This window comes from Roseovarius sp. M141 (assembly GCF_024355225.1).
In the GTDB taxonomy this organism is placed as follows: domain Bacteria; phylum Pseudomonadota; class Alphaproteobacteria; order Rhodobacterales; family Rhodobacteraceae; genus Roseovarius.
Map to the genome: position 1 here is coordinate 46,778 of NZ_VCNH01000003.1, position 24,215 is coordinate 70,992.

A 24,215-nucleotide genomic window follows, 5' to 3' on the forward strand; every position below is an offset into this window, starting at 1 on the left:
CACGCCTCCTACCGCTCAATCCCTCGCGAATTGTCCTTGCCGAGTTCCGGGGCGCGATCCCGCTGGCGGATCTGCTCGCGCATCTGGCCGATCACCGGGATGGATTGCGTGACCGCCGTGACGCGAGCCTGAACGAGGTTTCGCTCCGTGGCGGGCAGTGACGTTAGGGCCGGATCCTGTTTGATCCCGTTCCGGATCGCATCGCCGCCTTGACCATAGCGTTCGGTGAGGGCCTGGCGGAACCGCACGATCTCCTGGAGCGACGCCTTGTCCGTCAACAGCAAACACGTCCGGTCTTCCTTCCCAGCCCCTGAGGGCATCCTTTGTATCTGTGCCATTTGATCAAGAAAGGTACAGGCCTCCCGGGACAGGTCCGGCAGAGGTTTGTGCATGGCGACGCGGCGTGCCTCATGCTGCCGGGCGACGCGCTCCTTGATCCCGTCCAGCGCCGCGAAGTGCTTTTCCATTTGCCGCGCCATCATCGGCGCCTGCTCAAGCGCTGCGCGGCGGTCCCCGTTGGCGATCCCGAGACGGGTCGTGCCCCGGACCTCACCAAAGCTCGAGGGCGATCGTTCGATGACCGAGACCAGTGCTTTGCCGTCCGCATGCTCGGCGTATTGCGTGATCATTCGTTCAACAGCCTGATCGGGATCGCCATAGATCCGGCCGGCGATGTCTTTTGCCGTTGCCAAAGTTGGCCGAACCGAAATGTCCGCGGCTGCGCGGGAACGCAGTTCTCGATCCTCCAATGGCGGCAACTCGGAAACAGCATCGATCAAAGGTTTTTCTGGCAGCATGTCGGACCTCACGCGGTGTTGTGCCTGGTCATTGTCTTCAGCTCTCGTCGGCGTTCCATCGGCTCCATCGGTGAGGGCCGCGACATCCCAGGGACGGCTGCGCTCCATCAGTGGCAGCAACTCAGCGCGTGTTTCAGCCCATTGCGCTGCGAAGAGGGCTGACCAATTCTCACGAGCGTACTGCTTCCAACCGTCCGGCAATCCATCCAGAGCCGGCGCGTCCTCATTCGGCGGATGCGAGCCGTGGTTCAGGATCGCGTCCTTCGGAAACACCGACCGAACGTCCGCGTTGAATCTGCGCAACTCATCTGCCGATGCGGCCAGGTTCAACTCATAATGCGCGCTGCACTCAAAGCCCTGGGCCTTGCGGCCGCGGCAATGCTCCGAGGCCAGATTCTGCGCCAGGCGGCTGACGGACCGGTGCAGCCGCTGCGACATCTCCGGCGGTCGCGCGCGTGCGCGCTCACGCATCGCGTCCGCTCTGCTTCCGTCCCTGTCCGGCACTCGCAACTGTTCACGCTCCGGTGCCGGATGTCGCAGACGATCAAACCGGGCGGCCAACCTGTCGAGCCGCTCGCGCAGATAGTGGAGATTGGCTTTGACGAAATCGGTGATGACTCTCGTGGTCGGGAAGCCGCGCCGTTCGGCAAAGCCGCGCACGATGTCGCGATGATCGACCCGGTCGCGATAGAGTGCGGTCGAATCCTGCAACCGGTCGCGGGTCATCTGTTCGATCAATTCACCCCGGCTGCGGAAATCCTCGCGTGAGGCATAGAGCGTGACGTCATCGCGATGCCGGGTCAGCGCCACGTAGGAGAGTTGCGCGTCCATGCTCGGCGACAGATAGACGAAGGCCCGGTCCACCGTGTTGCCCTGCTCCTTGTGGATCGTGCGCGCATAGCCGTAATCGATCTGGTTATACTCGTTGGCCCGGATCGTGATCGGATCGGCGTGACCCTCGACCAGGACCGAGAGGCGATTGCGGTGCGCTTCGACCACCTGCCCGGTCGATCCGTTGAACACACCGAGGCTGCGCTCGTTTTGCAAGAAGAGGATCCGGTCACCCACAGCGAACGGCTTGCCGCCGCGCTCAGAAGAGAAGGTATGATCTTCCCCCACAGCGTTGATCCGTTTCAATGCTTCCCGTGCCGCGGCATTGAGCGCGATCACATCCTTGTTGCGGTGCGCCATGATGGTGACGTCGGCGCGTGCCCGGTGATAGGGCAACCAGTCCTCGATGAGCCCTGCCCGCGCGTCGTCTTGCGACTCGCGCCAATCCAGCCTGTCATTGTCAAGATAGGCGGACACGCCCGCATGCGCGCGTCCCGATCCGAACGCGATCGCCGCGTCGCGCATCCAGGGCTCACGTTGCCGAACGACAGAGTCGAGTTCGCAATACCCTGTCACATCGACAAAGGCGCGGAATGCCGCTCCGGCCTGGATCGGCTGCAACTGACGGGCATCACCAAGCACGATCATCCTGGCTCCGGCCTCGTTCAACGTGCGCGTGATACTCTCCATCTGGCGCGAGGACACCATCCCAGCCTCGTCCATCACGAATACGGTTTTGGCATTCGGTAGCAGATCGCCCTTTGCCCATTGATACTCCCAAGAGGCCAGCGTGCGGCTTTCGAGTCCTGCCTCGGCGCGCAGGTTATCCGCCGCGATCCCCGCCAGTGCGCCGCCCACGACGGTGCAGCCCTGCGCCTCCAGCGCCATCCGCGTGGCCTCGATCGCCGTCGATTTGCCCGCACCCGCATAGCCCACCAGGGCGGCCGCACCGCGCTCACCGGTCAGATGACGCACGACCATCTTCTGCTGATCGGTCAGATCAAACCCGCGCTTTGCCTCGAACGCCCGACAGGTTTTCTCGAGCTGCGCGTCGGTGATCGGTATCGATACCCGGTGCGCCAGCCCTTCGATGTTCTGCACCATGCGATGCTCCAGTTCGACCATCGTTCTGGTCGAGAACAGCGCCTCGCTTGTCGCCTCGCCGGTGAATGGATCAAACGCCGGGGCCGCCACCGACACCAGTTCCTCATGCGCGCCGACATGATAGAACAGCGCCTGAAACTCTGACGCCGAACATTCCGTCCGATGTATCTCTCGCGCAATGTCATGTCGGGTAAACACCGCCTTCTGGGTGGTGATCTTCTTCAGCACCAGCGATGGATCCTCGACAAAACGCTCGTAGTTCTCCCGCGCAGCAAGCCTGGCTTTCGTCATCAGCTCTGACGGCGCGCCCCGCGCATCCATGTTGTCGGCGGCCACGCCGCGATGTTTGCTCGGCACCGCGTCGATCCCGAGATCCTCGAACGAGCGGTGATCGACGCGGATGTCATGGCCGTGCCTGGCCAGGTGGTGGTTCTGAATCTCCGCCCAGGCGGCGCGCATGGCGCGCAACCGCTCCAGCCCGCCGGTGAACTGCTCCGACCTGATCTTGCCATCCGCTCCGCGCGAGATCACGCCATCGTCCCCAACGACCGGCACGCGCTTGGCTCCGAACCCGTCTTCGCTCAGGGGTCGCAACGCCGTCATCAGGTGGATATGCGGATTGCCGTCCGGATCATGATAGGCCCAGTCTGCAACGATTCCATGCGCGGACATCTCCTGCGCGACGAAATCACGGACGAGCGCGATGTTCTGCTCGGTCGACAATTCCACCGGCAGGGCCAAGACGATCTCGCGCATGAGCTGCGCGTCCTTGCGCGCCTCGAACACCTCGACAGCGTTCCAGAAAAAGGCGCTGGTTTCCGCCGCCGTGTGATCCGCTTCAAACTCGGCAATCCAAGCGGGCGCATCCTTTGGCAATGCAAACTCCGAATGCGCGTTGCCGCCCTTGCGCGAATAGTCGATTTCCTCGGCGGTCTCTTCGCGCGCCATCTTTGCGCAATGCCGGTAGGCGGCCGCGGCCACGGCGGACCGTCCGCCTCCCTTTCCCACGATCTGCGCCGACAGATGAAAAATCGCCACCCCGCCCTTCCTTTCCGGCCCGCCACCGGAGCCAGACGCTGCGCCCTCCGCGATGGCGACCAGCGCCAGTCAAACTGCGGGTCCTTGTCGCTCTGTCCGCTCGTCGCGCCATCTCTGGCTGATGTGTCGCGGCCTCGCGGGCCGCACATGTCGCCTGCGACGTATAAGTGCGCCATTCTTCCATCTTTCTATCGTATTTTTATCGCTATATCAATCGTTATGTATTACGATATGATCAGTCAGCAGCACCGCTCTCCAGACCAGCACCGCCAAGGCGAGATTAAAGGAACAGCACCCATGGCCAGAAAACCCAAGTCAGTGACCGACATCGACAAGGAGATCGAAACGCTCAAGGCGCAGCGGAGTGCGGCGCTTGAAGCCCGCGCCGCGCAGATCGGCAAGATCGCCGCAAAGGCCGATCTGACGGTGCTGGAGATTTCCGACGCGGATCTCTTGAAGGAGTTCCGCCAGGTCGCGGAGCGATTTCGCCGCAATACCGCGCCTCCCCGAACTCCGAACCCTTGATGCCCGGATTGCCAAACAGGAGCAGGTGATGCAGCGCGCCAAACATGCCAACCGCAAGAAGCAGACCCGCGCCCGGATCATGATCGGCGAGGCCGCGGAGCGCGCCGGGGCGATCCATCTTGGGCCCGAAGAGATCGAGGCGGTGCTCGCCCACTACGTTGAAACCGGCGGCGAACCAGCACTCAAGGCGTTCGTCTCTGCCTATCGCCGTGCAAGGTCAGAGAGTGACGAAGGCGGCAGCGCAGCGTCCCGCCGAGGGGTCGTCTCAAGGATAGCGGCTAGCGCGCGCGGGAGTGGTTTGACATGATCCTTAAGCCCGATGTCGCACCCTATCGTTGGGTGATCATGGCGATGGTCGGATGCGCCGTCGCTGCGGGCCTCACCTACTGGGTGTTCTTTCGCCACCTTGGCTATGACACACCGGACGGCGCGACCGTGCCGATGCGGTGGACCTATGTGAAGGCATGTCTGAACCCGTTCGACCAAGCCTATTGTCGTCAGATCAAGGCGGCGCTGTCACCGGACTCCGAACACCAGTTCTATCAGGGAACGACGACATTCGCCGCATTCGTGATGATGGCTTTGGGCTGTCTCGGCTATCTGGTCTGGGACTGGGGATTGCGGGTCCGCCCCCTCATCATCAAGGCCGGGCTGACGGTCGCCGGGGCGAAAGAGTTGGTCCAGGCCTCCGACAGGGAGATCAAACAGGATGCGCCAGGGGTGCACTGGTTTGGAGATTTCCGGGTCAGCCGACTGCGCGAAGTGAACCATTTCCTGATCTTCGGCGCCATCGGCGGTGGCAAGACCCAGACCATCCTGCCCCTGCTCAGATCGGTCATGGAACGCGGCGACAAGGTCGTCGTCTTCGACTTCAAGGGCGACTATACCCGCATGGCGTTCTCGAAACCGAAAAATGCGCAAACCCCGCAAGAGCCGCTCCTGCTCGCCCCGCATGATGACCGTTCGGTGATCTGGGATATCGCCAACGATCTCATCGTCGAAGAGGATGCGATCGAGGTGGCGAACCGGATCATCCCCGAAAGCAAGGACCGGTTCTTTTCGGACTCCGCGCGCACGGTTCTGGCGCTCTGCATCATCACCCTGATGAAGACCAAGCCTCGGCGCTGGACGTGGTGGGAGTTGATGGAAACCACGCAGCTACCGCTTGAGCAATTGCAGACCTTCGCGCGGCAATATCACCGCGACGCGATGATCTATCTCAACGCCGATTACCGCCAGGTGGCGGCGACGATCTCGACCATGGCCGCAGGCCTCGGCGCGGTGCGCATGCTCGCCTATGGTTGGCGCGAAGGATCAGAGGGGCGCATTAAATTCTCGCTCCGGCGCTGGCTGCTGGACGAAGACACGAAGGATCGCACGCTGGTTTTGCAACGCTCGGGTCGGTTTCAGGATCAGTCCGAGGGGTGGATTTCCGCCTTCCTGACCGTCATGTCGTCGAACGTATCGGACATCTCGTTCGGCGACAGCGCGGATCGTCGTGTCTGGCTTTTCGTCGACGAGTTCGCGCAACTGCCCAAAGTCCACCGGTTCGAGGCGATGCTCGAAACCGGTCGTTCGAAAGGGCTGGCGGTCGTGCTCGGCATCCAGGGCGTCGAGCAGCTGGTCGCCAAATACTCGCAACAGGTGGCCGACCAGATCGAGTCCCTGATCGGCACGAAAGTCATCGCCAAGATCAATGTCGGGCAGACCGCCCGGCGGCTCGAAGAGCAGTTCGGCAACACGATCATGATCACCCATCGGCGCGATACGGATGGTGGCGGGCGGCTCAAATGGATGCGCGAAGAGAAGCGCGAACCCGTCGTGCACCGCACGGATTTCCAGACCGAGCTGGGGCCGCTGCTGCACAGGAAGGGCGTCTACGTTCTCGTCAGCGGAATCGGCAAGCACATCTACAAGGTGCTGGTCCCTTACTCGAAATCAGCGGACCTGCGCGAGGCCGAACGGCCCGCAACATGGACGACACGGCTGCGCGAGATCTTCCACGACGCGGCCGAACTCGCCCGCCAGGAGGACATCACCGCGCAGGAAGAGATGCGGTTCGGGGACCACGCGCCGGAGCATTCCATCGAACCGGGCGATCATATCAAGCGTCGATGAGATGTCGCCATGACCTGGAAGCTTTACGCGCAGTACGAGAATGATGGCATCGCGTTTTCCGCTCGAGGCGCCCGGCGTCAGAACTTGAAAATCGCCTTCTTCGCGGATTTGGGTTTGATGACCTCGCCCTCCGCATCCTTGCGTACGGCTACTTTCGGATCGACCGAATAAAGTCCGTTCCGGTTTTCCCGTTTCAGCAAACCGTTATCGGCAAAGCGGGAGCGCCAGCGCTGAACCGTCACGACGGTAGTCGACAGCCGCGCAGCGCTGTCGTCCATGCGCCCGAGATAGCCGCTGTCGCGAATGTCCTGACAGATATCGGCAAGCACCCGGCAGGCAATGTTCTCCTTGGCCTTGTTGTAATGCGCCTTGACCTGGCGGAAGAGATCGATGTTCACGCCGAGCTCGCCGGGCCCGAGCGCCTCCGCCTCAGGTGGCCCCTCGAAGAAGGTGACAGGCGTCGCGCCAAATAATGTCTTTTCTTCGGTCAATTTATGCTCGTCTCTTCCGCATGGTCTCATTCCCAATACCTGTTGCGCCTGTCCCGAACCCGGGAAGACGCAGAAGGCGTGCGCCTGTCATTCCTGCAAACGCTTTGCATCCGATCCGGGCATTCAGATCGAATGCAAAACGCTCTGCCTTGCCTGCGCATTGCTGCTTGCGCAGGTGACGCTGTTTATAATCCAGTCGGACTTTAGGGGAAGGGGCGATCTGTGTCATCCGGGCTTCCAAGACCGCATTGTGACGGGGTGGGAGGATTGATCGGCCCCGGCGGTGGGAGGGTCCACCGGGACCGATCTCGGGGTCAGGCGACCATCTGGTTGCTGGCGGCCTGGGGTTCGCGGGCCGACCAGAGCATCAGGTGGGTGACACCGTCATCACCGATCTCGTCGAGCGCGATCACGTTGGCGTAGATCGCCATGGCACCCAGTTCGGGGGCGGCCATTTTCACTGACAGGTAGTCGTTGCCGGTGGTCTCGGAGGTCTTCTTCCAGGCGGCGCCGATTTCGTAGGTGCCATTGGCGAAGACGCGGTAGTCCGGCTGATCGCTGTGGGCCTTCGCGTTGGGGACGATGGTGATCTTCGAGCGAACGGCCATGGTGGCGAGCGTGCCGGTGAAGATGTTCTTGTCGTTCCGGATGAGAGATGCGAGTTTGTTGCTCATGGTATTTTCCTCTTCTTTGGTGTCAGGAACCATTTCCTGATGACACTGGACCAGCATGGGTGAAGCCGAGAAAACGCACCAAGAAAACCCGAGTGGTGCGGCTCGCAGCCAACCAAGCGCAGCGCCGGGCGGCGAGAACTCGGTCGGGCTTTTTGACATTGCGTTTTGGAGCGCCCATGCCCAGTGGCGGTCAATCAGGAACTGGTCCCTGACAGCCGGGTCAAGTGAGGAAATTCCCTTGGGCAATGTGCACCTCACCCCACGTGAACGGCGATGACGGCACCGGCCCCTGCCCCATTCCCGGCCCCGTGCAGGATCATGGCCCCAACGCGAAAGCCCACAGCGATCAGCGCTGCATCGCATCGCCATCAGGTGCCCGATCGCGCTGACGCCGGAGACCTCCGGGACCACCGGCATCGACCGTTCTGCGAAAATGGGGCTCAGGCGGTGCCGTAGCCCCTACGCCAATATGTTTGCGGGACGGGATCCGTGGCGCGTTTCATCCGGCCGATGCTCTGGTCTGCTCCACAGCCCGGCAGCCAACTGATGGCACCACTCCCGTGATCCGGTGCATACCCGCCCGCCGCCGGGGGCGTTCGATCCTCCCGTCAACCGCCATCTCAGGGATCGGTGGGGCCGTCGATATGTTTGTGAAGGAGATCGAACCGCTGGATGACAAGATCCACCGCGCGCCGTTTGGCATCCGCATCGTCGGTAAAGGTGCCGGTGCGCACATACCCATGAAAATGGCACAGATCGCCCGGCGACAGGTGGTCGGCGATCTGGTCGCGCAGCGGTCGCTTGAAACAGACGATGGTGTTCCATGCCGGGCGATCCGGGCTTCGCGGGCTTACCGGGTGAGCATCAAGGGTATGGAAGACCGTCAGGACAAGCGCCTTCTCATAAGGCTTGATGGTGCCGATGCGCACGATCGCATCCCATGTGAAGGACCCACTCATCGCCTATGTCCCGCCGGTGGTGCGCATCAGCGGCACCAGGGTGACGGGCCACGCCGCCCGAATGGTTCTGCCAGCCCGGCGGCGATCATGGCGAGGCCGACCTCGCCCTCCCGGACCCAGAGCCGGGCGAGACGGCGACCGTATCGGTCCCGCCCGCCATAGGCGATCCGGGTCAGGCCGGTGGTGAGGAGCCGCGTGAGCTCAAATCTTGCCGCCTGCGCCAGACGCCGCTCATTGGCGCAACGCCCTTCGATCTCGGGCGCATCGATGCCGAGCAGACGGATCTTGGTGCCCAAGTACCAGAGCGTGTCGACGACGCAGGTGATGCGGCGCTGGTACGGGCGGCACTCGCGCCAATCAATCTGCTGTGCAGACGTCGCTGCCGGAGCAACCAGCACGACCGTCAGCACGGAAGCCAAAGCCCCGTCAGTGATCATATGCAGCCTCATGTCGGGCGGAACTCGAAGAGGTGCTGGAACTCGAGGAGCAGGCCGCGCAGATGGTAGGTGGCGAAGACGTCCGGAAGGTCGGTATGGCGCCTACTCAACCCCCGCAGATAGCGTTGAATATGCGTGCGGAAGCCCGGATCATCGACCGTGTAGGGAAAGCATTCCGCGGAGATGATCGCGCAGTCCTCGACGGCGATGATATACCAGCCCTCATCCCGGAACCCGAACGTGTCGATCTGCTCTTGGGACAGGCGTCCGGTGGGCAGGGGCTGGCAGATGTCCGCGTTGACCGGCAGCGCGGAACGGGCGTGGACGCTGACCACCTGTTGCCGACGGCGGAGCTGGTTCGCAAGCAGGAGCACCAGATCATCGTAGCGGTCCTGCTCAAGGGCACGGATCACGCTGGCTTTGAAACTGTCGACGACCTCGCTCACATCACTGCCCCTGAAGAGTCAGACTTTCATCGGTGGCTGCACCTTCCTCCAGCGCGGCGGTATTCGCGCGATTACAAACATCCGCGACCCAGACGCGCATCGCCAGAAACAACCCCATAGTTGCCGCGGCGCGGCACAAAGAGAATAGCCATCGCCAGAAATGCCTGCGATTGAGCAGGTCCATGCTCATTTCAACCGAAAGTCGCGCAAGATCGCCGATGCTGGTGCGAGTATCACCGCGCCTCTTGCCGTAAGTGGAAGGTTTGAGATGACGCTGGAGACAGGTGAGCAGCCCCTCTGCGAGTGAAAGGATGCGCAGATAGCGCCGTGCTTCAGGTATCGGTGCTGGGAATCAGACCGTCATTCGGCTGGTGGAAAGGTCCCGTCCCGCGCGAGCGATCGTCACCGGATGGCGAAGACCGCGCCAGTGGGCTTCGGGAGCGTAGCGAGTAGAGCGCGGCCGGAACGGCGCGCCTGAAACGTCAACAACAGAGTTCTGGAAGATAATTTGCTTGGATCCCCGGGCGCAAATCCTGCCTAACTCGCCGCGAAGGAGTGCAAAAATCCCGAAAACCCGAAGACCCCCACCCGGTCATCGGGTTGGCCCCAGACGGCTGCGTTCACAATAGCGCTCCGGTGCGAAATACCTATCGTGAACCTGTCCCTCCGCTCCGGATGGTCGTTTTTGCGGGTGTCGCTCGAGCGGATCGAGACAGGATCGATGTCGGTTTCACCGATGGCGCGGGATGGCCGGGCTCTCATCGCATCGCGGTTTTTGCGAGACTAGGAGGTGGCTCAAGGGCGGCCTGAGCCTTTTGCGGTTCCCAGCGAAGGAGCAGGTTTTGATAGTTTGGCCGACAAGATCGATCATTGAGACCCTCGCCCTAATCGTGTCATCGACGCCGATCTGAATTATGGCCTCACCGCGATCTCTGGGGCATGCGCTGATCTGGCTTTGATGTTACCTGCACCAGGCTTGAGGACGTGGTGGACAGCTTGTCCGACCGCATCGGTACGGCACGGCCAGCCCTTCACCGATGAGTATGCGTCCCACATCCTCACCGTCAACAAACAACGAGCCACAAAGGCGTCCGAAGTTGCATTGCTCTGTGCCTTCCGTCCCGGGCCGACACGAACAGGCCACGCGCTCAAATTCAATCGACGCCGCGTCTCGCACCAGCTGATTGAGACGCGCTGTGGCGCGTTCCCCGACCTGACGTTCTGCAGTGCAGGAAGGCCTCCATGTCTCAGGCGCGTTAAACCCGACAAGACGCACATTCGCCGTCACGCCTCGAATATCGACAGTATCACCATCAATGATCCGCACATCGCCGGCACGAAGGGATCGATCCTGCAGGGCGGGTCGTACCGCGGCTGGCGCCATCCCAGACAGGAAGCTGGAAGACATCCAGCCCGTCCCCAGGTTTGATCGAATTTGGGTCCACTGCCCTTCTTCGCGCAGTCTTTGGACGCGTGTCCCTTCGGCCAAAACACCCATAACGGCATTCGAAGTAGACGGCCCTGCACGTTGGTTGACACGCGTCCCTGTCACATAGACGTAAGCGGCATCTGTCGTCTGCGATGTGGGTGTCGCTGACGGGCTGGAAGATGTGGACGGTGAAGATGTTGAATCAAACAATGATCCAACCAACGCGAAGAACGCGACAGCAATAATCAGTGGCACCATAATTTGGCGTTCAGCCCTGCGCACGGCGCGCCGTGGTGCACTGATCGCACGGGTCACGGACATCGGACGGGATCTCGCCTGAACGGATCTGGTGCTGCGTTTTGGTGCTGGTTTGGAAGCGCCGTTGTCGGCTGCTGTCGGAGTCTGGGCCGGTCTCTCACGTTCCAGTTTCAAGGCTTTGTGCAGGCTGGCATACTGGGCTTTACTCAGGCGCGTCTCAGTCCCATGCCGCTGAAACCGTTCGGCCATGTTTGTGAGAAACGACACCTCCCAGTCGTTTGCCTTCCCGGACCGCAGACGCGCATCAATGCGCGATTGAATCTCTTTGGTGCGTTCCGGAGAAAAGGGCATCGACTGAATAACCTGCGCGGTTGGTATACTACGCAACAAATGTCATTTGCAGCACGGGTACAATAGACTGAGATTACATAGTGATGCCACTCAGCCAATCGCGCAACGGGATTGGCTGGACTGCAATCCCCAAGACTTTGGAGACTTGCGACGCGTCCAACTTTCGCGCGCTCCCGTTGAAACCGAAGAAAGGGCCGCCCGAAGGCGACCCTCTCTTATTTACTGATCTGCTTTCGTCTTCGCAGGATCCGTGACCCGCATGACCGTCAGACCTTTCGCTTCGGCCTTCTGTCCGAGATTCAGCGCGACCCCGTTGCCGCCGAAGAGAACGACCCCGGTCGCGGCGAACTTGTCGTCCAGAAGCTCGTCGTTACACTTGAACGGAGCCGCCCGCCCATGTGCGGACCAGCGCGGATCGAAGCGGGCCTGTGCGACGCCGCGCGCCCGCGCCCACCGGGCCGCGATCATCTCGGCCCCATGCTTGCCGCCCTTGTGGCAGATGAAGATGTCCTGATTGCGGGTCTGCTTGATGCGATCCCGAACCTTGTCGAGCGTGTTGAAGATGACGTCGATATCGCTCCAGTCGGTGGCACCCGAGACGATCAGGGGAACCCCCTCGACCTTCGACTTGGCAGCCGTCTCGCGATCATGCTGCTCGAGCAGCTGCCGAGCCTCGAAGACGGCTCCCGTCTCCTGTGCCCGGACGCTCGCGCGCGACCCCGCTGCCGGGATGAAGGCATGGCCGGTTTCGACCTCGTAGCATTCCGCTGCCGCCTCGGACATCGTCTCAATGGCGCCGACGATCTCCCGTAGCTGCAGGAAGCGGGCCTGGGTCTCTTCCAGAGCGGTTTCCGCGATTTCCGATCCGTCGTGGCATTTCGCCAGTGCGCCGATCTTGTCGGCCGTGCGGTCAACCTCCTTCGTCAGAGTTACCTTGCGGCGCTGCAGGATGGTCGCGAGCCCATGCGCGAGCGGTTCGATCTCGGCCTCGAGACCGGTGCTCCGGAGTTGACCGAGCAGGGTTTCAAAGGTTTCGCGGATGATGCTGTCCTTCAGGATGTCATCCCCGGGGATCGGAAGCTCGGCGTCCTTCTCCGTCAGCCCGAAAAGTTCGATGGTTTCATATGTGTTCGCTTGGTCGTAGGCCATGTTCATATCTCCGGATATCGGTTGTTGAGCCACCACGTGAGTGTGGGGGCATGGCCGAATGTCTGGTTCTCCGAATCTGTCCGGGTCAGGGACGGCGCAGCCGCCGGCTTGCCGGGCGCAAAAGTTTTCCGAGCACGACGCCGACAACACGCGCGTCATCGCGCACTGGACCGACGTCCCCTCTCGCACCCCCCTCGCCGAAAAGTTTTGCGATCCTTGACGCGGGCTGATTCGGGGGCCATCCGGAGGATATGCTTCCGCACTCATGTGTGTGTGTTTGACGGTAGGTTTGCCCGACGCGAGCAGGCAAACGGCGCGACCGGACGCGGGAGACGGATGGAGCGGCGGGATCGTTTTGCCCCCGGGCAAAACAGACCAGAGCGCAATCCGGCGGAGCGGCCGGGGAGCGCCGTGCTCGCGAGACGGGCAGACCGGGAGGCCGGGTGCAACGCCGCGGTGAGGCCGCATGGCCGAATGCGCGATCGGCCAAGGGCCGATATCTCGCCTGCGACTTGGCTGCCGAGCAGGGGAGGCCGAAGGCTTCCGTCAGCTTGGCGAGCATTGTCAAGCAATGCACATAATGGTAGTCTATTGGAACACCGAGAGGATCGTCATGAGCGTACAGAAGCAATCCGTCAGTTTTACCGATACGGCCTACGCCTTCGCCAGAGAACTTGTCGAAGCCGGGGAATATCCCAACATGAGCGCGGCGGTTTCGGGTGAACTGGCGAAGGCCAAAGCGGAGCGTGAGCACGAACGGGTCCTCCTTGAGGCGGAACTGGAGCGGCGGTTGTCGCTGCCGCTCGATCAGTGGGAGCCGGTCGGGAACGCCACTGACGTCACAGCAGGCGCACGTGCGCATCTGGCCGCAAAGACCCGCAAGACTTGATGCGCTTTGTTCGGCATCCGTTCTTCGAACGGGATCTGATTGGCATCGTCGATCACATCATCGAGGTCACACAGGGCGATACCGCGGCAGCGCTTCGACGTTTGGATGAGGTCGATGCCCTGCTGAAAGCGATCGCAGACAACCCGGCTTCGGGCGTCCGCCTTGCCGGAAAACTCGATGGCTGGCTGGTGCGACACGGGGGCTCCGGGCATCGCCTGACGATCGTTTTCAAACCGGATATCGGGGCCGGACAAATTTACCTGGCCCTGGCAGCCTTTGGCGGGCGGGACTGGATGAAGATGGCCTCCGCCCGCCGGACCTTTTCGGAATAGAAGGTGCGCAACGTCAGCTGGTATTCGCTTCCGAGCCGCCGGACATCACGGTCCGGTTGTCATCGCGCGACATCACTTTCCAGTACTTCAGAAGAGCAAGACGGCTCACCAGAACCATGATGATGGGGGCTGTCGGATGCTTGACATGCTCGTCTCTCAGGCGTTGGCCAATCCTGCATCCGTGAATACGCTGGCTCACTCCGACAGCATACCGGCCGCCCGCATGCTGAAGGCGTTCTTCTACCGGCCGAAACCGACAATCACGTGATCGTGGACCACGATCTCCATCACCTTGCAGGCCGCCACGATCTTCCGGATGAGGTCGATGTCGGTCTGGCTCGGATGCGGATCGCCGGACGGGTGATTATGGCAGAGGATGATGGCAGAAGCATCGAGAACAAGCGCTGAGCGGAGGACCTCGCTGACATAGACCGGGACGTGATCGATGCTGCCACGGGTCATGACCCTGTCGCGGATCAGCTTGTTCTTCCGGTCGAGTAGCAGCACCCGAAACACCTCGACCCGTTCGTGAACAGCGTTGAGTGCGAGGTAGTCGGTCAACATGCTCCAGGACTGCAGGGCGGCGGTGGACCGGGCGTGCCTGCGCAGGATCGCCCGGGCGGCGTCGATAGTCGCAATCTCGGCCTCGGAGAAGTCGGGCAAACGCCGCTCGGCGATCTGATCGGGGTCGTGCAGGGTCATGCTGCCTCCAATCGATCGAGAGTGTCGCGGAGGCTCGTCCCGTCGGGACGCAGGGTATGGTCGATCTCGTCTTCAAGCGCAATGTAGGTGGAAAGCAGATCTGGCCTCAGCCGTGCGGCGCATTGCAGATCGGCGAGCGAAGACATTATGCAGAAGCTGCAGGACAGACGCGACATGCCGCGGCCATAGGCCCAATGCGGCTCCTGCCCCGCAGCGGCGATGGTGTCAAACACCTCCCGCCTGGTGAGGCCATGGATTGGCAGCCAGTCGATCCAGGTTCGGCCCGCCACACCGTTTCGGGCATTCGGCCTGACCACGGGACGGCATCGGCGCGCGGCGCTTTCTTCGGCCCGCATCCCCATCGCGCTGACGATCCGCCCGGCGAACCGGGGGTTGGCCGCGAGATAGCGGCGCAACTCGCGCTCGATCGGACCCCGTTTCTGGTCGGATGTGCATTGGCGATATCGTGGGGATGGGAACATGCCCCGCGCCCGGACCATCTCGAAGAACGACCTTCGGGGTCGTGCGATCACCAGCGGCAGTCCGAAAGTGGTCTTCCGGATATGGCTGATCGTGCCGGGCCATTCGATGTCGCCGAGGGTGGCGTGGACGATGAGGAGCTGATCACGCGGGATGCCGGCCTCGACCAGTTTGATCGTCATCGCCTGGCTGTCCTTACCACCGGAATGGTTGATCGCCACGAGGGCGCCGCGCTCAATCAGGTCGGTGATGTCAGGCGGAATTCGCATCGGAGCCTCCAAAGATTGCGGCCCAGTTGTTCCCGGTGCCCATCTCGTCCCGGCGTTTCAGGACGGCAAGACGGTTCATCAGTTCCATGATGATGGGCGTCGTCGGATGATTGGCGCGCTCGCCTTTCGACGGTCTGGCCAATCCAGGAGGGCCGTATTTGAGGAGCTCAATCGCAGCCTCGAGCGATGGCACATGAGTCTCGCGGTCGATGAGCTCGCGAGGCATGGCCGCTCCGTGGGCAGCGAGTGCTCGGTTCCGCGCCTCGCTCAGACGGCGCCCGTCGATCCTTTGGGCGGCATCGACCCATTCTGAGACGTCGGACCAGGTAAGCCGCGCGCCCGGCGTGGTGTATCTATCATGTGTCATGGGAAGCCCTCGATCCTTGCCGCTCAGATCATCCCGGCGATGACGAGGCCGGATTTCATCGACGGGCGGCCGCAGGCCTCGCAGAACCCGGCGCGCTGATCGGGCTCGTGATCCGCCGTGTGGTCGCAATCGGGTGCCATGCAGATCGCGGGCACGATGTCGTCGAGCGCGTGGTCTTCCAGGAAGTCCGCGACCTCGGCGTAGCCCTCGGAAGTTGCGAGCGTGACCAGTTTGGGATGGGTGAGATTGAACATGGGTGTCGTCCTTCTGTCGGGGTGAAACGAAAAGAGGGGAGCCGCCTCACTGCGGCTCCCCTCTCGGGGATCTGCCTCCTACGGACAGGGGACGCTGACCGGCCGGAGACATGCCGACAGCGCTCCGTCAGGCCTGTTTCATGGGAGGAGGATCAGGCCTGCACGGGTGAGAGGCGCCCCGGTTGCCCGGGACGCCAGTTCTGTAGAAGTCGCTGCCTGTCAGCCGACCAGGGCGAGCCCGGCGTTTTCAGCGCGGTCCTGGCCGGCGCTCTCGACGAAGGGAATGATCGAGAAGGTCTTGCCGCCCCGCTGCTCCTCATTCTGCACGGCATTCACCCGCAGATCGCCATCGGGCGTGTTGATGAGGAGCGAGACGTAGTCGTTGCCGGTGCGATTGCTCTTCGCCATCCAGGCCGAGCCGACGCGGATCGGGTGGCCGCGCGGCGAGCTGACCTCGATCCGGTAGTCGGGATGGGTCTCCTCGCTCTTGAACTCGTTCTCGATGAGCATGAAGTCCAAATCGAACATCATGTTGGCGATGTAGCCGGCGAAGGCGTTGTCGGCATCCATCGCGGTCAGTTCGCCCGAGATCGAGCCGGACTTCATGGCCCCGTTCGAGACCAGCGGGATGATCTCGAATTCACCGGTCATCGCTTCGCGTGCTTCCTTGGTCTGCACGGCGTTGACCCGGAAGGGTCCGAGGCCGACATCGATCTGCATCGAGATGTAATGGTTACCGGTGGTATTGCCGGTCTCGTTCCAGGCCGTGCCGATACGCACCTTCCGGCCGGACTTGTTCACCGCGGTCACATCGAAATCCGGGCTGCGCTCGGACATCTTCGTGCGGGTCTCGAGCTGGATCGCGATGTCGAACCGGCTCGAGTGGATCATGCCGGAATAGGCGGTGGCTGCGGTCTCGGCATTCTTGGTCAGGGTTCCTGCGAACATGGGTCTTCTCCTTGGGTTTGCCGCTGCCCGGCACTTGGCCAGAGCACGCGGGATTGCTTTTCGACCCCTCATGGGATCGCAAAACCGAAAGCCCTCTTTCCTTTCTCTCCTGCCTGTCAGCCCGACCCGGCGCCGGAACGGGTGCCCGACGTTGCCCCGCGCACCACCCTCCCCTACGATGCCGCAGCACCATGGTCCGGCTCAGATATGAAGAAGTCGGCCTCCGCCCCATTCAGCCGATGACCGCTTCGGTCGGTCAGACCGATGGTGCTGCCGTTCCGCACAAAGGTGATGAGGTATTGGCCGAGGCCATCCCGATGCACCCGGTAGCCCTCGTTCGCCCAGTGGACGGATTTGCCGGCATCCACGGCGGCCTTGATCTCCGCGACGTTCATCTGGATCTCCATTTCAGTGTTGGCGTTGGAAACAAGAGAGGCCTGATCCGCAGATCGGGCCTCTGTACACCCGCATTCGATCTACCAGTCGAAGACCTCGAGATAGGGCACCGGCGGGACATCCCGATCGAACAGGACGTAGTCGCACCCGGCATCCAGCGCCAACGCCATGACCGTCTTGAAGGCGTCACAGTCGACGCCTGCCGGAAGATCGGCGAGCGTTTCCGGGACGGAGAACAGCCAGCCATACTCGTTCCGCATGGTCGGCGATTTGGCAAAGAGCCCGTTCTCGATGGCCTGCGCGGTTTGCGCCGGCAGATGTGCGGTGCTGCAATCGTAGAACCTGCGAACGTTGCGCATCATGATCCCATCGCCTCCATCCAGTCCTTGAGGCCGAGGATCGTCTTGCCTTCAGCCACCTCGGCCAGCCATTCCGTGCGCGGATCGCCAACGGGCTCACGTGCCATCAGGTCGATATGCCCATTGGCCATCCAGGGTTCTGGCTGGATCCGACCGAGCCAGTCGGCGAGGCTCGGGATGCGGCCCTGGCAGTCTTCGCGGACATGCTGCTCGCCGATCCAGCGGATGGGAATTTCGCGCCCCGTCGCGTTGATGAGCGAAAGCCCGAAGACCCGTTCGGCCTCAAAAATGCCTTGCGTGTGATGGCGTAGCGCACGGTGGGTGAAAATGGCGAGATGCTCCTTGGAGGCATCAAACCAATCGTGAACAGCCTGATAGTCGGATGGCGTTCCGCCGAACTTCCGGGCCGAGCTCTCGGCATGATGGAGGGGATGGGCCATGTCAGAGCCCCTCGTCGCATGTGTGGGTGCATTCGACGTAACGGTCGGCATGATCGAGCGTGATACTGTCGGCGGTGACATCCCAGGTCAGCGTACCGTAGCCGCCCTCGTTGTTCTCGAAGCCCGGATGCTGGTGATAGGCGACGGACCAGACGAAGTCGCCGAGCTTCGTGCAGAGTTCGTCAGGGAGCGCAATGCCTGCGGGCTGCACCGTCACATCTTCGATATTGCCGGAATCGCCGTAGCCTTCGTATTCGGCAATCACTTCGGTAATCCCGAGGCCGCGCAATTGCGGGAGCAATTCACTCCGGGCAGCCCTGTTCGCGGCCTCGCGCTCGGCCTGCCATTTCGCCATCGTCTCGGCGAAGTTTATCTGGGGATTGGTCATGGGTCTCGTCCTCTTGTCTGAGATTGGGGACAGCGCCGACGGGACAGGAGGTCCGCCACGGTGCCGGAACGCGGGCGGGCAAACCCCCTTCCGCGTTCCCCCGACCCAAGGCCCGCTTCCGTAATGGGGCGGGCCTCTGTCAAGGGTTTCGGGCAAGTCAAAAATCCCGGCGAAGATCTCATTCTTCACCGAGTTTTAAGGCACAAATTCAAAAGCTTACTTTTCCTTTTTCACTGCAACCGCACATCAGGACTGAGGGACACCCCCTACCCGGGCTTCGTTCTTCCGTCCGTAGTCAGCCTCATAGCTGCCACTCTATGCCTGGTCCAAATCTGGTCCTGGGTGCCCATCTTTCCCGCGTATTCAGCATTTGCTGATAACTTGCGGGCCTTCGGCATCTCCAGGAACCTCGTCCCGGCAAGGGACCTCGACGTACCTGTCATGAGGCGCAGCTCAACCCTCCGCTCTGAATTGTCCTTGAAGCTTCCCGCTCATGCAGTCGCGCCGGAGTTCTGCGTGTAGCGGAACGGCGTGCCGTCTATCCACATGCGGTGCAAGACGACGCCAATGCGTCGAGCAAGTGCAATCATGGCCCTCTTCGCTCCACGCCTGTGCGCTACTTTAAGTGCCCAAGATTGCAGCCAGTTCGGGGCACCACGGTGCATCAGGATCATCGCTGCCTGATACAACGCGGTTCGAAGCCCGCGATCACCGGCTCGCGTGATTTGTCCAACGATGTCCATCTCTCCGGATTGCGTGCGCCTTGGCGTAAGCCCCGCCCACGGTCCGACATCCTTCGACCGCGCAAAGCGGGTCGGATCATCAATCGCAGATTTGACTGTCAGGGCGACGATCGGACCGACACCTGGCATCGTCATCATCAAACGGCAAACATCGTCGTGTTTTGCCAGACCCGCGATTTTGGCATCCAAGTCAGCCAACTCGGCGCGCAACTGGGAACGCGCGCGCAGAAGAGCCTCAGTCGACGCCGACAGGATTTCATTCTGCTCAACCAGTTCCCTCACCCGGGCCTCGTACCTAATCCGGGTGACATGCCCCAGCTTCATGCCAAAGTTTCGCAGAACACCCCGCATCGAAAGCTCAAGGTTGATGATGGCCTGCTGAACTGACTTGCGCGCCGTCAGCAACGCGCGGATTTCCTGGGAGGACACAGATTTGCGGTGCACGGGCCTGTACCATCCCATTTGAAGCAAGCGCGCAATGCCCTGAGCATCGCGCCTGTCGGTCTTGATCGGCATGGCTTTCAAGGCTGCCTTCACCAATCGTGTTTCCATCATGACCACGTCAAAGCCAGCTTCTTCCATTCCCTTGCTCAGCCATTGGGACAAAGGTCCGGCTTCGAGCCCGATCGCATCGATCGAATATGACAATGACGCTATTGCACGTACCAATGCCTCAGGCTCGCTCTCCGCCTGTAATTCTTCAACGATCCTCCCCTGTGGCCCCAGCACACAAATCGCAGTGCTTGCCAGAGATACATCCAATCCGATAAATACATTCATGTCGTTGCCCTTCTATTCTTAGGAATTGAGGCGCATGGAAACATACGACCTCGTAGACGCGCTGCAGGCGCATCAAGGGCAACGGCACTTCAGATCATGCTGACAAACAAGCGAAACGTGCTCGATTCGCCGATAGCCCCATTACGGCATCTTTTCCTTTCAGGCGGCCCGATCAGTCCTCGAGGATGATCCCTTCCCGACAATCCTGCCCAGGATCGCGGCGGTATCGACGCCCTCCCCGTGCGGAACGAAGACCCGGAGCTGGAAGGCGATGATCTCCGTGAAGCACCCCATGGCCTTCAACCCCTCGATCGTGCCCCGGTCTGCCCCGTCGATCTCGAGACGTGCCACGCCCGCGACGCGGCGGCGGGTGAGGGAGAGACCTCGGCCCAGATCGACAGGTGCGGAAGAGCCAAGCGCGGCCGTCAGCATCTCCTGCGGGGTTTTGGGCGTGCCCACCATGAACCGCGCACGCAGCGCCGCGGCGCCATCCTCACTCACGGTCCGGCCGATCATGCTCCCCTGCCCTTCCGGCGTGACGCGGTAAATGCGCTCATTGCCCGAAGGAATGTCCTTCCAGATCGGCAACAGAAGCCCGGTCAACAGATAGAACCTCGTCGTGGTCACCTTGGGCAGGCTGTCGGCCTCTTCGTCCCAGAGGCGGCGAAACTCAGGCGGCTCGATCTCCTCCCATACGGACGCTTGGAACTTCCCTTCCTCGACATAGGCGGACCCGGTCGGCCGCGTCACCTTGCGCATGAGCGTGACGATCTCCTCGTCATACATCTGCATGGGCCGGGACGAGATCAGCGCCACGCGCCCGGAGGCACGGTTGGTCATCGGCAGTTTGTCGGGGTTCCGATTGAGCGCTTCCTCGGCCGAAAGAACCTTCACTGGGTCGGTGACCTCGAGGCCGATGATCCGCGTCACTGCCCCCGAGCGCGGACAGGTCCAGAGATCTTCCGTCGAGACCTGCACGATCCTCTCCCCGCGTAGCGTCTCCACCCCGAGATCAAGCAAGCCGGCCGCGCGGGCGCGTTCGGTCTGATCGGCAATCCGGGTCATGAACTCGGCAAAGAGCGCATTCTGCATATGGATCGGCAGCGCCAGCACCCGGTTGAGGAACCGCTGGATCGGCGGCAACTCTTCGAGCAGCACGCCGTCCTGGTCGATCAGCCTCAGGGCGGTCCAGTCCGTGAACCGCTCGTAGCTCATGGCCGCCGCGTGCCCGGCGGCCAGATCGGCGTAATAGCCGCGCAGCGCCGCCCGTGCGATCGGGCTTTCGAGATTGTCCTCGGCGCGGAACATGCCCTGCGAGCCGGTCTCGCGCTGACCCTTGGTGAGCGCCCCCAGCTGATCGAGCCGCCGGGCGATCGTCGAAGTGAAGCGCTTCTCGCCATGGACATCCGAGGTGCAGACCCGGAAGAAGGGCGCACTGACCTGTGCCGAGCGATGCGTGCGGCCGAGCCCCTGGATCGCCGCGTCGGCCCGCCAGCCGGGTTCGAGCAGATAGTGCCGCCGCCGCTTCTGGTTCTTCGCGGTCTGGGCCGCGTGATAGGAGCGCCCGGTGCCGCCGGCATCGGAGAAGATGAGGACGTCCTTCTCCCCATCCATGAAGGCACGGGTTTCCGATGAATTGCTGCTGGCACTGCGCTTCTCAATGAAGAGCGCGCCGTCCTGCGATTTCAGCGGCCGGATCGAGCGCCCGGTCACTTCGGCCACCGCGTCGTCGCCAAAGGCCCAGAGAATCTGATCTAGCGCCGAGGGGATCGGTGCCAGCGCCATCAGCTCCATCATTGCCGCATCGCGCAAGGTGAGCGCCTCGCGCGAGACGACCAGGGCGCCATTCGCATCCCGCAGCGGTTCGGCCACCATGTTTCCATCGATCTCGACCAGCTTCCGGGCGTGGATCGGGAAAGCCTGTTCGAGATACGAGAGCACGTAGTCCCGAGGCGTCAAAGCGCCCTCGACCAGTTCGTCTTCGGGATCCATCGCTTCGAGCCGACGTTTCAGGAGGCTTTCGCCGGTGGAAACCACCTGGACGACGCAGGCATAGCCATCCGCCACGTCCTGCTCGATGGCGCGGATGATGGTCGGGGCCTTCATGCCCATCAGGAGATGGTTGAAGAACCGCTGCTTGGTGCTCTCGAACCGAGATTTGGCCGAGGCCTTGGCGGCGGAGGCGTTCGTCTGACCGGACGCATCGTTGACGCCGGTGGCGGTCAGCGCCGCCTCGAGATTGTGGTGGATCGTCCGGAAGGCCCCTGCGTAGGCGTCGTAGATCTCGACCTGGGCCGGTGTGAGGGCATGTTCGAGAACGTCATATTCCACGCCGTCGAAACTGAGCGCCCGCGCCGTGTAGAATCCGAGCGTTTTGAGATCGCGCGCCACCACTTCCATCGCCGCCACCCCGCCGGCCTCCATCGCGGAAACAAAACTCTCGCGGCTCGGGAACGGATATTCCGGCCCCTGGCCCCAGAGTCCGAGGCGCGCGGCATAGGCCAGGTTGTGCACGCTGGTGGCGCCCGTCGCCGAGACATAGAAGACCCGCGCCCGCGGGGCCGCGAGCTGCAGGCGCAGCCCGGCGAGACCCTGCTGGGAGGGTTTGACCCCCCTGCCCGCCTCAGACCCGGCAGCATTCTGCATGGCATGGGCTTCATCGAAGGCGAGCACGCCGTCGAACTCTGCGCCCATCCAGTCGAGAACCTGGCTCAGCCGCGTGGTGCCGCATTTACCCGCGGAGCGCAGTGTGGCGTATGTCACAAAAAGGATTCCGTCACCCATGGTGACCGGCTGGTCCGGCTTCCATTTCGAGAGCGTCTGGATGTCGGCGGGCGAGCCGCCGATATCCGTCCAGTCGCGGATCGCGTCCTCGATGAGCGTGGCAGATTTGGAGATCCAGACCGCCTTGCGCCGTCCCGCGAGCCAGTTCACCAGGATGAGCCCGGCGCATTCTCTCCCCTTGCCGCAACCGGTGCCGTCTCCGAGGAAATACCCGAGGCGATAGGCGCGCGCCGCCGGGTCATCGTCCCTGCGGGTCATCCGGGTCTGGTCCTCGTCGATCGTGAACCGGCCCGGCAAGTCGCGCGCGTGCGCGTCGTTCGCCATGAGAATGGTCTCGAGCTGCGCCTCGGAGAGATGGCCCTCCTCGATCAGGCGACCGGGCAGGCGCAGATCGGTCGCAGCCTCGCTCGACGGCACCGGAGGCGCCACCGACGCCATTGCGATGCTCTCGACCAGCGGGGTTGGATGCTCCTGCGCGCCCGCGATCTCGATGCGCTGCGGACGATAGCGGGCATAGATGTCGGAAACGGGGGTGTTTTCACGCGGGTTGGAGAGGGAGGTGAACGCGAGAGGGACGGCGGCATGTGTCGTCGGTTTGGCGGTGGAGGATGTGGTAACCCGACGGCCCGATCAGGCAGGTGATCCGGCCCTCGCGCAGCGCGCAGGAGAAATCGGTGACCAGCGGCACTGATCCGGCCCGGACCGTCAGATCCTCAACCCGCAGCATCGCGCCCCCTTGCATGTCCGTGGGCCGTGAGCCTCTCGATCAGGCGCAACGTGCCGAGCATCAAAAGCGTGACCGCGGCCGAGACGACGACGGCGGCAAGCACCAGATCGGCGCGGAAATTGTTCTTGGCGGTGAGGATGTAAATCCCCAAGCCCCGCCGCGCCCCGGCGTATTCGGCAAAGATCGTGGCCACGATGGCGTAGGTGGCCGAAATCCGCAGCCCGGCGAAGAACGAGGCCCGCGCCACCGGCAGTGTTGCGCGCCGGAAGATCCGGCCTCGTCCCGCGCCCATCGCGGTCAGAAGGTCGAGATAGGCCTGCGGCACCTGACGGTAGCCCGACAGCAAACTGACGAGCATGGGAAAGAAGGTGACGAGGATGACCAGCAGCACCTTTGGCAGCATACCGAAGCCGAACCACAGGATCATCAGCGGCGCCAGCGCCACCAGCGGGATCGTCTGGCTGGCGACGAGCAGCGGCATCAGCCCGCGTTGCAGCCAAAGGCTGAAATGCAGGGCGACCGAGGCGCCGAAGGCGAAGACCACCGACAGCGCGAAGCCCAGCGTGGCGACCGCAAGCGTGGCACGCGTATGCGGTCCGATCCGTGCCCGCTCGATGACGAGCGAGCGCAGAACGTCGGTCGGGGCCGTGGCAGGACCAGCGCCGAGACGCCGCTTGCCATGCAATAGATCTGCCAGGCCAGCAGCAGGGCCAGCGCGATCAGCGCGGTCGGCAGGATATGGCGCAAGGG

Annotated in this window: 26 protein-coding genes and 1 pseudogene; 5 read left to right on the plus strand and 22 right to left on the minus strand. The window is 62.5% G+C overall.

Features of this window, described 5'->3' with window-relative positions; genetic code table 11:
- Nucleotides 1–8 precede the first annotated feature (8 nt).
- Nucleotides 9–3,770, minus strand: coding sequence for a Ti-type conjugative transfer relaxase TraA (gene traA, locus FGD77_RS02385; protein WP_369682674.1), 3,762 nt, complete (start codon nt 3,768–3,770; stop codon nt 9–11).
- A gap of 297 nt (nt 3,771–4,067) precedes the next feature.
- Between traA and FGD77_RS02390 the strand changes: the two genes are divergently transcribed.
- The 3 genes from FGD77_RS02390 to FGD77_RS02400 are packed head-to-tail and all read left to right on the plus strand — an operon-like array spanning nt 4,068 to nt 6,413.
- Entirely contained in the window at nt 4,068–4,295 is a 228-nt protein-coding gene (locus FGD77_RS02390) for a TraC family protein (RefSeq protein ID WP_255005996.1), read from the plus strand.
- A 28-nt stretch (nt 4,296–4,323) separates the two neighbouring features.
- A complete protein-coding gene (locus tag FGD77_RS02395) occupies nt 4,324–4,602 on the plus strand; it encodes a hypothetical protein (RefSeq protein WP_255005998.1) in 279 nt (92 codons plus the stop codon).
- Nucleotides 4,599–6,413: a type IV secretion system DNA-binding domain-containing protein gene (locus FGD77_RS02400; RefSeq protein ID WP_255006000.1), complete on the plus strand. Its 1,815-nt coding sequence runs from the start codon at nt 4,599–4,601 to the stop codon at nt 6,411–6,413. The genes FGD77_RS02395 and FGD77_RS02400 overlap by 4 nt, the downstream gene beginning before the upstream one ends.
- A gap of 77 nt (nt 6,414–6,490) precedes the next feature.
- Here the strand turns inward: FGD77_RS02400 and FGD77_RS02405 are convergent, their stop codons facing one another.
- The 8 genes from FGD77_RS02405 to FGD77_RS02435 all read right to left on the minus strand — a co-directional run bounded on the left by FGD77_RS02405 (nt 6,491) and on the right by FGD77_RS02435 (nt 12,607).
- Nucleotides 6,491–6,904, minus strand: coding sequence for a hypothetical protein (locus FGD77_RS02405; RefSeq protein WP_255006002.1), 414 nt, complete (start codon nt 6,902–6,904; stop codon nt 6,491–6,493).
- A 314-nt stretch (nt 6,905–7,218) separates the two neighbouring features.
- On the minus strand, nt 7,219–7,578 hold the full coding sequence (locus FGD77_RS02410; RefSeq protein WP_255006004.1) for a DUF736 domain-containing protein: 360 nt from the start codon (nt 7,576–7,578) through the stop codon (nt 7,219–7,221).
- Nucleotides 7,579–8,198: 620 nt separating this feature from the next.
- Nucleotides 8,199–8,507: a single-stranded DNA-binding protein gene (locus FGD77_RS02415; RefSeq protein ID WP_255006008.1), complete on the minus strand. Its 309-nt coding sequence runs from the start codon at nt 8,505–8,507 to the stop codon at nt 8,199–8,201.
- A gap of 56 nt (nt 8,508–8,563) precedes the next feature.
- Nucleotides 8,564–8,974, minus strand: a complete 411-nt coding sequence (locus FGD77_RS02420) for a thermonuclease family protein (RefSeq protein ID WP_255006012.1) — start codon at nt 8,972–8,974, stop codon at nt 8,564–8,566.
- An 8-nt stretch (nt 8,975–8,982) separates the two neighbouring features.
- Nucleotides 8,983–9,420 carry a hypothetical protein gene (locus tag FGD77_RS02425; RefSeq protein ID WP_255006015.1) on the minus strand — a complete coding sequence of 146 codons (438 nt, stop codon included), beginning with the start codon at nt 9,418–9,420 and terminating at the stop codon, nt 8,983–8,985.
- Between the two features lies 1 nt (nt 9,421).
- The gene (locus FGD77_RS02430; RefSeq protein WP_255006018.1) at nt 9,422–9,604 is read right to left on the minus strand and encodes a hypothetical protein; all 183 of its coding nucleotides are present in this window, start codon (nt 9,602–9,604) and stop codon (nt 9,422–9,424) included.
- A 777-nt stretch (nt 9,605–10,381) separates the two neighbouring features.
- The gene (locus FGD77_RS22250; protein WP_369682675.1) at nt 10,382–11,458 is read right to left on the minus strand and encodes an SH3 domain-containing protein; all 1,077 of its coding nucleotides are present in this window, start codon (nt 11,456–11,458) and stop codon (nt 10,382–10,384) included.
- A 219-nt stretch (nt 11,459–11,677) separates the two neighbouring features.
- Nucleotides 11,678–12,607 (minus strand): DUF2493 domain-containing protein, encoded by a 930-nt coding sequence (locus tag FGD77_RS02435; RefSeq protein WP_255006021.1) that lies wholly within the window; start codon nt 12,605–12,607, stop codon nt 11,678–11,680.
- A gap of 613 nt (nt 12,608–13,220) precedes the next feature.
- Here FGD77_RS02435 and FGD77_RS02440 point away from each other — a divergent pair.
- On the plus strand, nt 13,221–13,496 hold the full coding sequence (locus FGD77_RS02440; protein WP_255006023.1) for a hypothetical protein: 276 nt from the start codon (nt 13,221–13,223) through the stop codon (nt 13,494–13,496).
- Nucleotides 13,496–13,828 carry a type II toxin-antitoxin system RelE/ParE family toxin gene (locus tag FGD77_RS02445; RefSeq protein ID WP_255006127.1) on the plus strand — a complete coding sequence of 111 codons (333 nt, stop codon included), beginning with the start codon at nt 13,496–13,498 and terminating at the stop codon, nt 13,826–13,828. The genes FGD77_RS02440 and FGD77_RS02445 overlap by 1 nt, the downstream gene beginning before the upstream one ends.
- Before the next feature lie 240 nt (nt 13,829–14,068).
- Here the strand turns inward: FGD77_RS02445 and FGD77_RS02450 are convergent, their stop codons facing one another.
- From FGD77_RS02450 to FGD77_RS02510, 13 genes and pseudogenes are all read right to left on the minus strand, one after another.
- Nucleotides 14,069–14,530, minus strand: coding sequence for a RadC family protein (locus tag FGD77_RS02450; protein WP_255006027.1), 462 nt, complete (start codon nt 14,528–14,530; stop codon nt 14,069–14,071).
- Nucleotides 14,527–15,279 (minus strand): phosphoadenosine phosphosulfate reductase family protein, encoded by a 753-nt coding sequence (locus FGD77_RS02455; RefSeq protein ID WP_255006030.1) that lies wholly within the window; start codon nt 15,277–15,279, stop codon nt 14,527–14,529. Before FGD77_RS02455 ends, FGD77_RS02450 begins: the two co-directional genes overlap by 4 nt.
- Nucleotides 15,263–15,646: a hypothetical protein gene (locus FGD77_RS02460; protein WP_255006031.1), complete on the minus strand. Its 384-nt coding sequence runs from the start codon at nt 15,644–15,646 to the stop codon at nt 15,263–15,265. Before FGD77_RS02460 ends, FGD77_RS02455 begins: the two co-directional genes overlap by 17 nt.
- Nucleotides 15,647–15,669: 23 nt before the next feature.
- Nucleotides 15,670–15,900, minus strand: a complete 231-nt coding sequence (locus FGD77_RS02465) for a hypothetical protein (RefSeq protein WP_255006032.1) — start codon at nt 15,898–15,900, stop codon at nt 15,670–15,672.
- 219 nt (nt 15,901–16,119) lie between these two features.
- Entirely contained in the window at nt 16,120–16,848 is a 729-nt protein-coding gene (locus tag FGD77_RS02470) for a DUF736 family protein (protein WP_255006033.1), read from the minus strand.
- A 173-nt stretch (nt 16,849–17,021) separates the two neighbouring features.
- Nucleotides 17,022–17,243 (minus strand): hypothetical protein, encoded by a 222-nt coding sequence (locus tag FGD77_RS02475; protein ID WP_255006034.1) that lies wholly within the window; start codon nt 17,241–17,243, stop codon nt 17,022–17,024.
- An 81-nt stretch (nt 17,244–17,324) separates the two neighbouring features.
- Nucleotides 17,325–17,606, minus strand: a complete 282-nt coding sequence (locus FGD77_RS02480) for a hypothetical protein (protein ID WP_255006035.1) — start codon at nt 17,604–17,606, stop codon at nt 17,325–17,327.
- Nucleotides 17,603–18,043 (minus strand): hypothetical protein, encoded by a 441-nt coding sequence (locus tag FGD77_RS02485; RefSeq protein WP_255006036.1) that lies wholly within the window; start codon nt 18,041–18,043, stop codon nt 17,603–17,605. Before FGD77_RS02485 ends, FGD77_RS02480 begins: the two co-directional genes overlap by 4 nt.
- 1 nt (nt 18,044) lies before the next feature.
- Nucleotides 18,045–18,431, minus strand: coding sequence for a DUF6878 family protein (locus FGD77_RS02490; RefSeq protein ID WP_255006038.1), 387 nt, complete (start codon nt 18,429–18,431; stop codon nt 18,045–18,047).
- A gap of 491 nt (nt 18,432–18,922) precedes the next feature.
- Nucleotides 18,923–19,954 carry an IS110 family transposase gene (locus tag FGD77_RS02495; RefSeq protein ID WP_055296358.1) on the minus strand — a complete coding sequence of 344 codons (1,032 nt, stop codon included), beginning with the start codon at nt 19,952–19,954 and terminating at the stop codon, nt 18,923–18,925.
- Nucleotides 19,955–20,113: 159 nt separating this feature from the next.
- Nucleotides 20,114–23,311, minus strand: a pseudogene (locus tag FGD77_RS02500) (strawberry notch family protein); the annotation flags it as partial.
- Entirely contained in the window at nt 23,277–23,465 is a 189-nt protein-coding gene (locus FGD77_RS02505; protein ID WP_255006044.1) for a hypothetical protein, read from the minus strand. The pseudogene FGD77_RS02500 and the gene FGD77_RS02505, both read right to left, overlap by 35 nt.
- Nucleotides 23,452–24,150, minus strand: coding sequence for an ABC transporter permease (locus tag FGD77_RS02510; protein WP_255006046.1), 699 nt, complete (start codon nt 24,148–24,150; stop codon nt 23,452–23,454). The genes FGD77_RS02505 and FGD77_RS02510 overlap by 14 nt, the downstream gene beginning before the upstream one ends.
- Nucleotides 24,151–24,215 lie beyond the last annotated feature (65 nt).